The organism is Gordonia sp. NPDC003950, from assembly GCF_053605205.1.
Genome location: NZ_JBSGIT010000007.1, coordinates 149,789 through 163,240, shown reverse-complemented (window position 1 = coordinate 163,240; position 13,452 = coordinate 149,789). Strand labels below are relative to the sequence as shown.

Sequence of the window (13,452 nt, the reverse complement as noted above, 5' to 3'; positions counted from 1 at the left end):
ATCAGTGGGTTTCTCCGAAATCCAGGGTCCGCGAGCCGGTGAATGTCAGCCGAAATGCTTGATGTCAGCCGAACTCCGGTATCCAGACCATCCTGGGTCACCGCCGATCGCGAAGTCGACCCACGCGCGGTGCATGGCGTCCGCAACACCCTGATCGGGTTCGGGACCAACCAGCGGATGTGCGGCTGCGAGGTGATCGAAGACGAATGGGATCTCCACCGCGTGACCGGCCTGGATGTCGGCCTGCGGACTGCGGTAGCCGAATTCGTACAGGTGGGTGGACCCCTTCGGGCGAGTGGCGGCGATGGCGGTCGTCGGTGCCGAGAACGCGCGAGCCGTCAGCGCCTCGCTGACCGCGTCCCCGGGAGTCACACCGACGTCGAGCCGAGACCGCAGAAACTCCAGGCCGCCATGGCTGCGTCCGAGAATCGCCGAGGCGGCCTCCTCGGTGACGGCGCCCGCGCCCCCGGTGGCAACCATGAAGAACCGGAACTCGTCGGCGTTCCACCCGGCCAGCAGCGGGAGGTCGGCGCCCGACCCGGCCGCGATCGACTCGTGGGGTACTGCCGTGAGCACCTCGCCGTCGACGACCGGGAAGTGCGACATGATCCCCATGCCCGTCGCCACAATCGACTCGCCCCAGAGTTCGGGGTCGGGGTTGACCATGAGTTCCAGTGCCACCTGGGTTTGCGCACTCAGCAGCGCGTCGATACCGAGTGCCCCGAATGCTTCGGCGGTGGCGTCGACACCGAGAACGGCGGCCATTCGAGCGGTGAGCTTGCGGGCGTCGGCCGGGTCTGCGGCGGCGGACCCGTTACCGCTCTGCATGATCGCCCGGGTGAACAGCCCGGTGGCCATCGGCGACGCCAGTAGCGACGCAACGCTCATCGCTCCGGCCGATTCGCCGAAGACCGTGATGTTGTCGGGATCGCCACCGAAGGCGGCGATGTTGTCGCGCACCCATCGCAGTGCGGCGAGCTGGTCGAGCAACCCACGGTTCTCCGGCGCCCCGTCGATGGATGCGAACCCGACCGCCCCGAGGCGATAGTTGATCCCAACGCAGACGACGCCGTCACGCGCGAACGTGTCGCCGGCGTACATCTCGATGCGATTGGAGCCGCGGATGAACGCTCCGCCGTGGATCCACACCATCACAGGTAGTCCACTCGCGCCCGGATCCGGGGTCCAGACGTTGAGGTTCAGGTAGTCGTCACCCGCGACGATGACGTTGTCGAGGAGCGCCGCGATCGGTGCGGGATATCCGACCTGTGGGGCGGTCGGACCGTGGTCGGTGGCCGGCCGGATGCCGTCCCACACGATCGGCGGCAGCGGCGCCGCGAACGCCGCAGGCCCGATGGGCGGTGCGGCATAGGGGATTCCGAGGTAGGACGAAATCCCGCCGTCGAGGAGGCCGGATACCCGACCGGTGGAAGTGGTCACAACGGGAGCCTGGACGTCGATGTGGGTCACAGTGATCGACGCTACGCGATCACGAGTACGGGGTGTTCCGTGTCAGGTTGTGCCACGCTGAACCGGTGAACCCTTCAGTCGACATCGACGGCGTGCGCCGGGGAACGGTGCATGGCCTCGACGCCTTCTGCATCGAGACCACTGACGCCACCGCGGCGATCGCCGTCTTCGGCGGACAGGTGATCTCCTTTGTTCCGGCCGGATCCGACACCGATGTGCTGTGGGTGTCGCCGCAGCTTTCCGCGCTGCCGACACCGATTCGCGGTGGTGTGCCGCTGTGCTGGCCGTACTTCGCGCGGGAGGGTCAGACCGGTGACGTCCCGTCGCACGGCTATGCGCGTACCGCGACGTGGGCGCTGATCGATGGTCGACGCACCGATTCGGGTGGCGTCGATCTGGAACTCGCGCCCACCGGCCTCGACCACCTCGGCCTCGGCCTGCGGATGACGATTCATGTGGGTACCCATCTCGAGTCGGGCATGCACACCCACAATCCCGGAAGTGAGCCGGCCACGATCACCCAGGCCTTTCACAACTACTTCCAGGTCTCCGACGCCACCCGGATCCGCGTGGAAGGCCTATCCGGACTGGCCTATCTGGACAAGTTCGACGGTATGAGATCCCATGAGCAACAGGGTGATTGGTCCCTCCCCCGCGACCTCCCACGCAGCGACCGCGTGTATCCCGGCGCCGGCGGGCGCTATCGACTCATCGATCCGGGCCTTCGCAGGGCCATCACGGTGACGGCACGGTCCGCGCGCAGCGCGGTCGTCTGGAACCCCGGCGAGGCGAGCGCCGCGGACATGGCCGACGTCGGCACCCACTGGCGCGAGTTCGTGTGCGTGGAGGCAGCGAACGTCGGCCCGGACGCCGTGCGGGTGCCGGCCGGTGACACACACTCGATGTGGCAGAGAATCTCGGTGTCAGAACTGACGACGCACTGAGTTCGGCTCCGGACCGAACCATCAGCCCATCGGCCATGACCGGCCGGGGTAGTGCCTCGTCAGGCGTCTCGGGCTATATCCGCGTGCCGTAAATCTCATAACTCAGCTGCTCAATACGATGGATATTTATGCGACAACCGACGTCACGGAGAGTCGGATGTTTCGGCGCCTACAGGTTTGATGACAGCAGGCAGTACTCCTCTCGGAGAGTAATCAACAGCAGCGAGTCGAGTGCACCCGCTTGTCTCATAAGTTGCTGTGTCGCGTTATCGAGTCGCAGCCTTTTGAGATAGAGTCTGCGTCATGACCTCCATCGGCCCGTCGGCGCCCGCCGGGATGATGCTCGGCTATGCGCGCGCGGGTACGGATGCGTCGTCGGCGGACTCCACACTCGAATCCCAGATCGACGCACTCGTCGAGGGCGGCGTGCCACCGGCCCGCGTGTACACCGACCAAACGCGTGCCGGTGCACCCGACGCGCCGAGGCCAGGCTTTGACGCACTCCTCGACTACGCGCGCGCCGGCGACACCGTCGTGGTGATCGGGATCGACCGCCTCGGCCGCACCACGCCGGAGGTCTTGTCGACGCTTCGCCTCCTCGCCGCGCGCGAACTCGGGGTCCGCGCTCTACGTGAACGACTGACCACCGCCGACGACGCGGGCGCGATGATCGTCGGAGTTCTGGCGTCGCTGGCCGTCGTCGACGAGGAGGCCCACGCCGCACGCGGACGTGCCCGCATCCGCGCTCCCGGCCACGGTGGTCCGTCCCTCGGCCGCCCGCGTGTTCTCACCGACGATCAGGTGGAACTCGCGAAACGTATGCGCGCCAAGGGAGATCCCGTGCCCACGATCGCGGCCACCCTCGGGGTGAGCCGCGCCACCCTGTATCGAACACTCGCCGAGAAGAGGACCACACGATGACCACGAGCGGGCCCCGCGTCCTGTCCCTACCCACCTTCCCTAACGCCAAGTCGGTCGGGACGGATAGCGCACTCGCCGATCCCACGCTCGCCGATCCGACCGTCGACGCCGTGGAGTTCCAGCGCGGATATGATGACGCCGCAAGCTATCTCGCGTCGATGCCGCGCGCCTGGGCCACACATCACGCCGCAACCGCATTGTCCGACGGCCGGATCCCCGACATCAAGCAGAGTTATGAACGCGGCTACCGTGCCGCCCTGTACGGATTCCGGCGGCAGTCGAGGCACTGACTCCTGGGCCGACAGCGGCTGCTCATGCACCGTCGAGCGGGAGGCCACCGGGCTATTGCAAAGTCGATGCGACTCGGACCTGCGAGATTGAGGATGGTGCGGACCGGGTGGTGGCGGATGCGCTCGGCTTGAACAACGAGTTGAGCCCCTAAGGCCATCGCATCGCGTAGGCAATCACCTTTAAAGCCAACAGAAGTCGCTGCATCAGCTTCGACGAGACGTTCGGTGTACCGGATGGCTCGGTATCTGCGCTCCCGGTCGGAAGATGGATTAGGTGTGGGCAGTTGACCTCCCGGCGATGCCGGCAACGACTCGCCGATCACTACATATCAATCGCCTGCTTCACGATCGTGTCCGCCGTAACACGAGGTTCTCCCGTTCCACTTGCGCGATGTGTTCGGCGTCATTGGTGCCGGTGCCCGGGGGCACCCGGCCATCGACCTCAGCCTGCTTGACCCACATACGCAGCGCTTCAGGATGTGCGCCGGGTTGATCAGCGATCCGTTTGAGCACTTCCGGCATCGCGGCCGGGTCCTGACAGGCTTCCACCGCCATCCACGTTGCCGCTCGTTCAGCTCAACGCTGTACTTCCGAGGAGCTGCCTCTCCATCCTTCACAGGTTCGAGAGCCTCCGACAAACCCTACAAACCCCGGGCGGTTCACCACGCGCCGGGAAAGGCGCGGGCTAGGCGTCCGACGCTACCGTGTCGTCAATGGCGCGGTCGGCGGGTTCGATGCTCCTCCGCTTCACGAGCAAAACGATCGCGAGGATCGGGTAGGCCAGCAGTGGGGCGAAGGTGCCGAGGTACGCCTGTTGGTTCAGAAGGATGGCGGCCCCGGTGAGCAGCGAGAAGTCGAAGAGTCCGTGCATGACTGAGTTGAGTGCGTTGCTGCCCGAGACGCGGCGGGTGAGGTAGAAGAAGTACCCCGCGACGCTGACGATGGCGGCCTGGGCGATCGAGCCGGCGCCGCCGCCGGTGAAGGCGTTGGACAGGTACACCACGCCGAAGATGAGGCTGGACCACAAGGCGACCTGCCCCTCGCGGAGACCGTGTTGGCGCAGCACTGTCACGCCGATACCACGAAACATGCCTTCTTCACCCCAACCGACGAACTGCGTGGCGATGACCAGACAGATAATGAACAGCCAGCCCTTCTCCGACAGCGCGCTGTAATTGATTCCCAGCAGGATCGCGCCGAGGAGGATCGCGAGCACGACCCAGACCCATCGGTTTACCGGGCGATCGTCCCTCATCACCGGCCGCCACCACCCGAGCGCTGCGATGACACCGTAGGTGAAGATGACGGAAAGCCCGAGCGGGATCAGCATGGTGAAGACCACCCCTCGGGTGGTCAGCATGTCATCCTCGTCAGCCCAGCGGCCGATTAGCGTGCCGCTGACCTTGATGATCGCGAGATAGGCGACGACGATCACAGCGAAAGCCAGGTAGGTGAGGCGGCGGCCGGCAATTCCCCGTGCCGGAGCCCCGCGTTTCGGTGCATTCACTGCGCAAGAATAAACGCTTGACCTCGCCTCCTCTGGAGCGGTGAGGTTTGACGATTGCTCGCGAGACACATCCAGTGATCGGCACGGCCGATCGCCAGGTTCTGATCGACTGCCTTCACGCTCACGAACAATGTCGAGGCCATCTCGTTGTTGGTCTTGCCCTCCGTCGCCAAAGTCACCACGTCAGCCTCCTGATCGGTTAACGCCGCCAGTGCGGTGACTCGTCGTGCTTGGTGCGGTCGGGCGATGCGGCGGGACACTCGTCGTGGACCGCCGTGAGATAGGGCATGACCCCCGGTCGGCGTTGAGCGTGGTGACGCGCTTTCGTGAACTGCTCGAACGACGTCGGCCGCTGGGCCGCAAGGCCTCTGCATGCCCCGGTGGACGGACTCAAGGACTTATGAACTCAGTAGACTTGCCGGGACGGCGGCCGCGAGCTCGGCGCTCTCATGAGGTCGCGGTCGCCACAACCGCGGCGCGGAGCTTGTCGAGGCGGCGGCGGGTCCGGTCCACGCTCGCCTGTGGCGGCGAATCGGCGCCGTTGGCGGCCAGCGCGAGCTGGGTGATCTGGTCCACGATCTCCTCCAATTCGATTGCCAATGGCAGCATTTCCCGGGCCCGCGCGGGAACCGGTGGCGGCTCGGCAAAGGCCGCCAGGCATGCCGCCTTCGATCTGTGCGCCAGCCGGTAGGCGTCGTCGCGGTGGCGGACGAACGCATCCCGCACAGTTCCCGGCCCGAGTACATCATTGAGGTAGACGGTGGCCGCGTCGATTCCGTCGTCGATGCGAGCCTGCTGTGGGAGTCGTCGAGCACCCGGCCACAGAAGGTAACCGAAGATGACTGCGATGAGCGCTCCGACGGCGGTGTCGAGCACCCGGATCGCGGGCGCGACGATGTCCGCGCCGCCTATCGAGGACGCAAGGATCGCAGACACCGAGACGCCGATGACGTTGAGGCCGTACAGTTTGGGCGCGGTGAATACGGCGAAGGCCAGGCCTACCGAGGCAATTGCGGCCACCGCGAATCCGGTGTCCCACAGAGTCAGCACCGCCGCCGCGACGAGTGCCCCGCCGAGGGTGCCGACGACCCGGTTCACCGTTCGTACGACGATCGAGGCGTACTCCGGGCGCACGATCACCGCCACGGTGAGCGGCAGCCAGAACGAGTGGCGCGGATCGTGGGCGGCGAGGGTCACCGCCGTGGCCACACCCAGGCATAGGGCCATGCGGATCGCGTTGGTCATCGATTCCCGGGTCACCAACGGCCCCAACGTGATCCGACGGCGATCCTTGGCTGGCGACGGTTCTTGGCGATCCACGGTCAGGGCTTGGGTCATTGCCCGCAATCCCGGTGTCGTCGGAGGCCAATCGGTGACCACCTCCTGGGGCTGCCCGGCACGCAGTTGCTCGGCTGCCGTGTGGAGGGCGTCCGCGACCTCGACCGGGACGCGTCGCCGCTCCGCGTACAGTGCGGCCGTTGCGTAGGCGATGCCCTCCGTTGCCGGATCCCATCCGGCGTTTCGTGACTGCGCCGATGCTGCTGCCATGCGGGTGCGGGCGGCACGGGCGTCCCCCTGACCGATCGCCAGGCACACCTCGGCTGCCGTGTCGCGGACACCGGCTGCGGCACGGCGTTGGACCGCACCCCGACGAAAGGGCCAATCCGCGACGTGCACCAACCCGACAACCAGCACGCCGATCAGGTACCAGAGGGCTTGGACGCCGGGAGCCAGATGGGACCCGCCGAACTGTCCGAAGGCGACACCGATGCTGAGCATCATGCCGAACGCGGGCCCGGCGGGGCCTACCGCTCCGACGAGGCCCGACACCGCTCCGGCCAACGCGGCCAGCCCGATCATTGCCGTAGGGCCATCGACGAACCATCCACCGATGCCGATCCCGATCACCGCACCCGAGGCCTGCGCGAGGAGCCCGGTCAGCCGACCCCGATACGAGTCGCCGATCACGAACGCGACCGAACACGCCGCACCGAGATACGCAACACCCAGCTTGTCCCAGTCGCCGATGGCCCAACCGAGGAGCAGCAGCGTTCCACCCGCAACGAGGGCGCGCACGGCCCCGGACACTGCGAACGGAGCACCCGACGGCCGGAAGGCCGCGACCAATGCTGCGCTGACGGCCGACATATCCGGCAGATTAAGGCATGTCACCCGGCAGGAACAGTGCCCGCACGGCACGTCGGCGCGTGGCGGCACTCACCATAACTCGCACGCGGGCTCGACCCGATGAGTACGAGAAGCCGCCGGAAGGCGTCGACACCGCTGAGATCCGGCGATCAACCCGGCACGAGGTGGTCACCGTGATCGTCCGCCTTGCCCTCTCGGTGACCTGTTCGGACAACGACAGGCGTTGATGCCGGCGTAGCGATCGTCGGGGGCCGATCGGTGGTCGCCATGACGGCCGGTTCGCCGACCGATCTCATCGCGCCGCGAAACGTGCTTGGCGTGCGGCGTGCGCGCCTCGGTCTTATCGGTTCACCGCCCGCTCACCCGAAACCAACACCGCCGCCCCTACTTCGAGGCCAATCGAAACGGGGCGGCAGTGTTGTGTCAGCTCTGGCCAGATTCAACAGCGCGGACGTTCGGCAAGTAGTCCTCGATGTACTTGGCCACCACCTCCCGCGCCCATCGGAGCCAAGTGATTCGATCGTCATGCGAGAGCGCAAGACTCTCCCCGTGGCGACGCGCGGTAGCCAGCGCCGTGAGCGGGTCCATCTCAGCTTTTGACGTGCCTAGAGCAGCGTGCATCCTGCTCCACGATGGCGCGGTCTTATCGCCGTCTTCGAGGTGTACGAACTCATGGCGCAGACATTCGATTGCGCGGTAGCAATAGAAGGCGGTGTCAATCGAAAGCCGGAGAGCCATCCGCATGTCGGCAAGCGCGTGCCTCACGTTCGCGTTCTGGCCCACAGCTGCGAGGTACCTCCCGAGCAGTTCAGCTTCCACACGATCGCCCTCGACTCGGGCGAAGGCTGGCATCGTTGTGTTGCTACCCACGAACCCCTCTACGTCGGCTCTGCCCGTAGTCATCTCGATCTCTAGAGATGCAGCAAGGACAAATCCCAGAGAGAGTACGCCGCGAACCGACGCCTCGACTTCGTACCAGATGGGATTGAGCCAAACAGAGTCGTTCTCATTGCCACTGCCGATTTGGTAGTCATCCTCGAAGGTGACCCGGACGTTAAACGCGGACCGATTGAAGTACACCTCGACCTGTCGACTACCACTAGCCAACTTGATCGGGTGATCTAGCCGCCAGTTCCCTGCTTGCGGGTGGATGAGGCCAGTGAACACGATGTCGTGCTTGTGGCCCACGAGTCGACGACTCCCTTCACCACGACGGCTTCCGGGTCGATGTTGTGCAAATGTTGTGCAAGACAACGAAATATCGCTCTAACCTGGTGGTCCCGGCTGGGATCGAACCAGCGACCTCCCCGGTGTGAACGGGAAAACGCCACCGCGTGGACCTGGGCGTACCAGTCTTGAACTGGGGATTCACTCAATCGAGTTCAACCAGAATCACTCCGTTTGGACACAGTTTGTGTCCATTCCGTGTCCACGCCAGGTCCTCCCAACGCCCTCCAGGACCTCCACGCCCGTGAACGACGGAACCCCCGTCCACGGGGGTGTGAGGACGAGGGTTCCGACGAGACGCACGGCATGACGCCCGAGGGCATCTCCGAGCATATGAAGTTGTGGGACAAGCATATCCGACTATCGGACCGGGACCGTGATACCCGACGCGCACGATGGACAGGGAACTCCGGGCGCCACCTCGTCCGGGCGTCGATGCCCTCCTCCACCACCTCGGCCGCCCATGCCGATACCGGGGGCCAGTACGAGGCCGTCCCCGATGCCGTGGGCGGGCCGGGACCGTGAACCCCCACCCTGGTGGGCGTGAGTTGTGGCCGTACCCCTCCGGGTGGGTGCCGAGGCCCCGCCTTGTCGGCGGCCGGGACCGCTGGGTCCTCCTCCACGTTGGTGGAGGGCGGCCAGTTTGGCCTGGGACCCCTCGGCCCGTCGGGCGTTGACCTGGGCGCGACTCTCACCGATGACGCCACCGTTGCGGAAACTGACCAGGCGGGTGGGGTCCGGGGCGATTTTCGACCCCACGAGGTCCACGTGGCCGGAGTATCCGTTGCCAGTGGAGTGACTCTCACCCTCCAGATGGCCACCGATGAAGGTGATGGCGTCCCCGATGAGGTTCCCGATGCCCATGGGTCAACTCCTTTGTGAGAGAAGGGGTCCGGCCCAGGCCCCCGCGATGGTGGAGGCCTGGGCCGGAGTGGATCACGCGGCGGTGGCCACCTTCACCACGGCCGCGGGCTGGTACACCGAGACACCGATACGGGTCTCCACGCGGGCCTGAATCTGGTTGTGGCTGAACAGGTCCCCGGCCTCCTTGGCCCATTCGACCTCCACCCCGCCCACGGTGTCGATGCTCACCGCGTTGGGGTCCAGGACCAAGGCCGTCTTTGCCGGGAGGCTGGTGGACAGGACCGCCCGGAGACCCCAGATACGCCGTTCACCCTGGTCCAGGGGGACACCCCGGTACGAGAGGGCGGCGTCGGTGGTGGCCAACAGTTCCAGGGCCTCCCAGTCGGCCGGGGAGATGACCAGGACCGACGGGGCGTAACCCAGGCTCTCCTGGGCGGTGATCGCCTTCCGGATCGAGGTCAGGATATTGGTGGCGAACGCCTGGACCTGGACTCCCGAGGTGTTCAGGAGGCCGGTCTGGTTCGCGCCGGTTCCGTCGCCGGAGAGGACCTGGGCCTGGATGGCCACGGCCAGGCCGTAGAGCATCTCCTCCTGGACGAACCGGGCCAACTGGGGCGCGTCGGACAGAACGAACTTGTCGATGGGTTCGGACAGGTGAGCGATGACCGACACCTGGGCGTCCACGGTGGTGGTGCCCATGGCGCTCACCGGCTTCTCGGCGCCCGGGGCCACTGCGGCGGCGTCCAAGGCCCGCGAAGTCTGGCGAATGTAGCGGTACATCGGGCCGGACCGCTGGTTGGTGGGGATCACGTCCAGGATGGACACCGCGGGGCGGCCGGTGGCCATCACTTCCGAGGCCACCGGAACATCGGTGATGACCTGGCCGCTGGTGGTCAGCGCCTTGGTTCCGGGGAGACTTCCGCCCTGGAACGCGTTGGCGTTATCGGTGCCGAGCATCTTGGCGACGATGGTCTGGGCCGCGGCCTTCCGGCCCGAACCGAACTGGAGGAACTTGTCCTTGGTGTCCATGTGGAACTCCTTGGTGGTGTGCTTGGTGGTCTGGATGAGGGGGGTGGAGACGGACTTGGTGAGGGCGTCGGCGGGGGACTCCGAGGTACCCCACCGGGCGGTGAACTCCGAGGCCGAGCACTTCCGTCCGTCGATCACGTCCGCCAGAAACTGGAGGCCGTGGCGTTCGGACGGGGACTTGGCCTCCCAGGCCTCCAGGTCCGCCTTGTTTCGGCGGGCGCGGCCATGGGCCTTCTCCACGGACTCCGCCTCGGAGTCGGTGAGGTCTCGTCCCTCGGCCTCGGCGGCGTCGATGAGGTCCTGGGCGGCGGCCAGGGCGGCCTCCAGGGACGCCACGAGACGTTCACCCACGGTCATCTCCGTGGTGTCCTCGTCGGTGGTCTCGTCGTCGGCCACCAACTCCGCGGAGGCCTTGCGGGCCTTCACGAGGGCCGGGGTCCCGGCCTTGTCGGCGGCCTTGGAGGCGGTGATGGTCGCCCGGTCATTGGCCGGACGGGCCACCAGGGACACCTCCACGAGGTCCAGGGACTTCAATTCCTGGGCGCCATCGGCGGCCTTGGTGGCCTGAAGGACTCCGTAACCGATGCTCAGCGACTTCACGCGGCGCGACTTCACGGCCTTGTAGGCCGCACGGCCGGTCTCGGTGTCCAGGTCCAGGGCGACGTGGACGCGGAGGCCCTCGTCGGTCTCCTCGGCGGACTTGATCTGGCCCACCTGCATCCGGGGATCGTTCTTGACGTGTTCCCAGAGGACCGGCAGAACGTCACCGTCGGTGATCGACTTCACCGAGGCCGCGAACGCGCCCTTCACCACCCGGTCACCCTGGGCGTCGATATTGCCGTAGGTGCTGGCCCAACCGATGAACTCACCGTCGGCCAACCCGGCCGTTTTCAGGCCGGACAGTTCGTAATTCTTGTGCAGAACATGCACGATTCACCCTCCTAGGGTGTGAGAGATGGAGTAATCGGCGGACACGAGATATGAACTCCCCCTGGGAGTTTCGCGCCGGATGACGTTCGCGGACCTGGACTACGCGGCCCATGCCCTGGCATGGGTGGCGGCCGGTTGGCGACGTGCTCCGACTGAGAGCCTACCCGAGGCCCCGCCCGGAGTCACGGAACTGGTTGTGTCCCAACCTGTTCCGTGACACGGGAGATCAAACGGAACCCGACGACGGGGGTGGGGAGGCCAGATTGTCCGCGGCCACCGTGGCGATGGCCAGGGCGCCTCCGTCGGTGATGGTCGCCGCGGCCAAGGCCCCGAGAGTCACCGCCAGGTCCTTCAGTTGGGCCGGGTTGTCGTGACAGTCGGCCAGGACGGCCTGGGCGGCCACCTCGTCCTCGTTCTGGAGGGCCAGAATCATCCGGGCGGCCAGAGATGCGGCACGGTCACCGCGTTGTATGTCGCGCATGAGGGGTTCTCCTTGGTGTGTGCTGGTCAATCGGGGCGGGGAAACGTGCTGGTCAAGCGCGCGTTTTGAAAACGAAACTTGACCGGCGGAGGCTCCGTGAGGGGCGTTCGTTTGTGATCCGGACCCCTCGGGGGTCACCAGTCCTCGGACAGGATGCCGAGGGTTGGCTTCACCGTCGCGTCCCCGCGTGATCGGTTGCATGACCGGTGCGCGGCGCGGAAGTTGGCCGGGTCCAAGGCCAGCTTGGGGTGAGTGGACCGCGGGTAGAAGTGGTCCAGTTCCCACGGGTCCCGGGAGTCCTCGGTGTAGTCGATGGGTTGGCCGCAGAGGTGGCAGGTGACGCCCACCTCCTCGCACTGGGCGCGGAATCGTGCGCGCACCTTCCGGTATGCGCGGTCCCCGGTCTCCATGGGCCGTTCTCGTCGTGTGGTCATGATGTTCTTCTCCTTGGGTAGGGGTCTAGCGGTTGCGGTGGATGGAGGGACGGCCTCGGGACCGTGCTCCGCGGCGCCGTGCGGGCCGTGGCGGGTCTGGAACGTCGGCGGGGTCCTCGGGGGTGGCCGTGCGCGGTGGGCGTGGCCTCCGAGGCCTCATCACGCTTTGGATGCCCGAGGTGGCCGCGGTGGGTCCGGTGATCCGCATGGACGGGAGTTCCGAGGACCACGCCCAACAGGCACCACGGGCCGGACATGAAACACACGTTGCCTCCACGGCCTTCTCCCGGTCCCGGTGAGAGGTGAACCCGAGGGCCGAGGCCGACACGTCCGGATCGAACAGACGCGGGTTGCGGGTACATGCGGCCCCGCGGAGGTTGGCGGACCCGGTGAGGATGGCGACGGCCAACGCCACCGGCCCGTCCTTGTCCTGTTGGATTCGGTGGAGTCCCCGGGTCACTGGGCGGACCTCCGGCCCTCGTATTCGTCCACCACCTGTTCGGCCAAGGCCTTCCGGTCCTCGTCGGACATGCCAGGCCGTTGGACTCCGAGGGCCTCCAGAAGGGGTTCCCGTTCCGGCCCAGGCCGGTAGACCCCGAGGGCGTCGAGAACGGCCGTCCGCGACACCTTGGGCCGACGAGGGCGCCGGTTGCGGCCGGTCACTGGTTCGCCTCCGCCTCGGTGGATTGTGTTGTGGCCATCGCTATTTCACTCCTTGGGTGATGGTTCGGTGGGGTCCGGAATCTCTGCTCCACGCCCGCCCGCGGAGGGGCGTGGGCCAGTTGTCGGACGTTTGTCGGACGTTGTGCGGACATGCGCGGACGGGCGATAGTCCGCGGTGACCTGGGAAAACGCGTTTCCTGTCGGACGTTTGTCGGACGCTTGTCGGACGGTCGAAAATGCCCTATGACCTGGGGTGATGGGCGTTTTGTCGGACGTTCGCGCCGGTGGGGGTTGTTCCGCACGTCCACCCATGCCGCTCCCACGCCGCCCCACCAGAGCGATTCACCGTCTACTACAAGAAGTAGTAGTAAGTTCAAAAAAATACTTCTCACCTGGTGAAATACGTCCGACAAGTGGGGGCGTGGGAGGCGTGGGAGAGGCGCCCGCGGCGGTGGTGAAAACGAGGCGGACCCCCGCAAACGGCCAAAACGTCCGACAAAGTGGCCGGAAACCACGTCTGACCTGGGTGAACCCGCGGAGTGGG

At 66.3% G+C, this 13,452-nt stretch carries 13 protein-coding genes and 1 tRNA gene; 3 read left to right on the top strand and 11 right to left on the bottom strand.

All coding sequences use genetic code 11. The annotated features are described in order from the left end of the window. Positions 1–45 precede the first annotated feature (45 nt). The gene (locus ACWETB_RS08340) at positions 46–1,470 is read right to left on the bottom strand and encodes a carboxylesterase/lipase family protein (protein ID WP_449742983.1); all 1,425 of its coding nucleotides are present in this window, start codon (positions 1,468–1,470) and stop codon (positions 46–48) included. 65 nt (positions 1,471–1,535) lie between these two features. Here ACWETB_RS08340 and ACWETB_RS08335 point away from each other — a divergent pair, with 65 nt between their 5' ends. The 3 genes from ACWETB_RS08335 (at position 1,536) to ACWETB_RS08325 (ending at position 3,625) form a co-directional block, all read left to right on the top strand. Then, entirely contained in the window at positions 1,536–2,414 is an 879-nt protein-coding gene (locus ACWETB_RS08335) for a D-hexose-6-phosphate mutarotase (RefSeq protein ID WP_452210495.1), read from the top strand. A gap of 303 nt (positions 2,415–2,717) precedes the next feature. Then, positions 2,718–3,335 (top strand): recombinase family protein, encoded by a 618-nt coding sequence (locus ACWETB_RS08330; protein WP_449742985.1) that lies wholly within the window; start codon positions 2,718–2,720, stop codon positions 3,333–3,335. Next, a complete protein-coding gene (locus tag ACWETB_RS08325) occupies positions 3,332–3,625 on the top strand; it encodes a hypothetical protein (RefSeq protein WP_449742986.1) in 294 nt (97 codons plus the stop codon). Before ACWETB_RS08330 ends, ACWETB_RS08325 begins: the two co-directional genes overlap by 4 nt. Positions 3,626–3,967: 342 nt before the next feature. Here ACWETB_RS08325 and ACWETB_RS08320 read toward each other — a convergent pair whose 3' ends face one another. The 10 genes from ACWETB_RS08320 to ACWETB_RS08275 all read right to left on the bottom strand — a co-directional run bounded on the left by ACWETB_RS08320 (position 3,968) and on the right by ACWETB_RS08275 (position 12,245). Then, positions 3,968–4,180, bottom strand: coding sequence for a hypothetical protein (locus ACWETB_RS08320; protein ID WP_452210492.1), 213 nt, complete (start codon positions 4,178–4,180; stop codon positions 3,968–3,970). Between the two features lie 130 nt (positions 4,181–4,310). Beyond that, entirely contained in the window at positions 4,311–5,132 is an 822-nt protein-coding gene (locus tag ACWETB_RS08315) for a CPBP family glutamic-type intramembrane protease (RefSeq protein ID WP_452210490.1), read from the bottom strand. Then, a complete protein-coding gene (locus ACWETB_RS08310; RefSeq protein ID WP_452210488.1) occupies positions 5,129–5,392 on the bottom strand; it encodes a LuxR C-terminal-related transcriptional regulator in 264 nt (87 codons plus the stop codon). Before ACWETB_RS08310 ends, ACWETB_RS08315 begins: the two co-directional genes overlap by 4 nt. A 187-nt stretch (positions 5,393–5,579) precedes the next feature. Beyond that, positions 5,580–7,280 (bottom strand): FUSC family protein, encoded by a 1,701-nt coding sequence (locus tag ACWETB_RS08305; protein ID WP_452210486.1) that lies wholly within the window; start codon positions 7,278–7,280, stop codon positions 5,580–5,582. 423 nt (positions 7,281–7,703) lie between these two features. After that, on the bottom strand, positions 7,704–8,468 hold the full coding sequence (locus tag ACWETB_RS08300; RefSeq protein ID WP_449744605.1) for a hypothetical protein: 765 nt from the start codon (positions 8,466–8,468) through the stop codon (positions 7,704–7,706). Positions 8,469–8,552: 84 nt separating this feature from the next. Beyond that, positions 8,553–8,621: transfer RNA gene (locus ACWETB_RS08295), tRNA-Ser, on the bottom strand. A 246-nt stretch (positions 8,622–8,867) separates the two neighbouring features. Next, a complete protein-coding gene (locus ACWETB_RS08290) occupies positions 8,868–9,371 on the bottom strand; it encodes a hypothetical protein (RefSeq protein WP_452210484.1) in 504 nt (167 codons plus the stop codon). Positions 9,372–9,443: 72 nt separating this feature from the next. Next, on the bottom strand, positions 9,444–11,330 hold the full coding sequence (locus ACWETB_RS08285) for an HK97 family phage prohead protease (RefSeq protein ID WP_452210483.1): 1,887 nt from the start codon (positions 11,328–11,330) through the stop codon (positions 9,444–9,446). A 226-nt stretch (positions 11,331–11,556) separates the two neighbouring features. Beyond that, entirely contained in the window at positions 11,557–11,811 is a 255-nt protein-coding gene (locus ACWETB_RS08280) for a hypothetical protein (protein WP_452210481.1), read from the bottom strand. Positions 11,812–11,945: 134 nt separating this feature from the next. Beyond that, entirely contained in the window at positions 11,946–12,245 is a 300-nt protein-coding gene (locus tag ACWETB_RS08275; RefSeq protein WP_452210479.1) for an HNH endonuclease, read from the bottom strand. Positions 12,246–13,452: the final 1,207 nt, after the last annotated feature.

Bases quoted from the DNA above. Each gene is read 5' to 3' on its own strand.
- ACWETB_RS08305 (WP_452210486.1), bottom strand. From the start codon at position 7,280: ATGTCGGCCGTCAGCGCAGCATTGGTCGCGGCCTTCCGGCCGTCGGGT.
- ACWETB_RS08320 (WP_452210492.1), bottom strand. From the start codon at position 4,180: ATGGCGGTGGAAGCCTGTCAGGACCCGGCCGCGATGCCGGAAGTGCTC.
- ACWETB_RS08280 (WP_452210481.1), bottom strand. From the start codon at position 11,811: ATGCGCGACATACAACGCGGTGACCGTGCCGCATCTCTGGCCGCCCGG.
- ACWETB_RS08290 (WP_452210484.1), bottom strand. From the start codon at position 9,371: ATGGGCATCGGGAACCTCATCGGGGACGCCATCACCTTCATCGGTGGC.
- ACWETB_RS08275 (WP_452210479.1), bottom strand. From the start codon at position 12,245: ATGACCACACGACGAGAACGGCCCATGGAGACCGGGGACCGCGCATAC.
- ACWETB_RS08325 (WP_449742986.1), top strand. From the start codon at position 3,332: ATGACCACGAGCGGGCCCCGCGTCCTGTCCCTACCCACCTTCCCTAAC.
- ACWETB_RS08330 (WP_449742985.1), top strand. From the start codon at position 2,718: ATGACCTCCATCGGCCCGTCGGCGCCCGCCGGGATGATGCTCGGCTAT.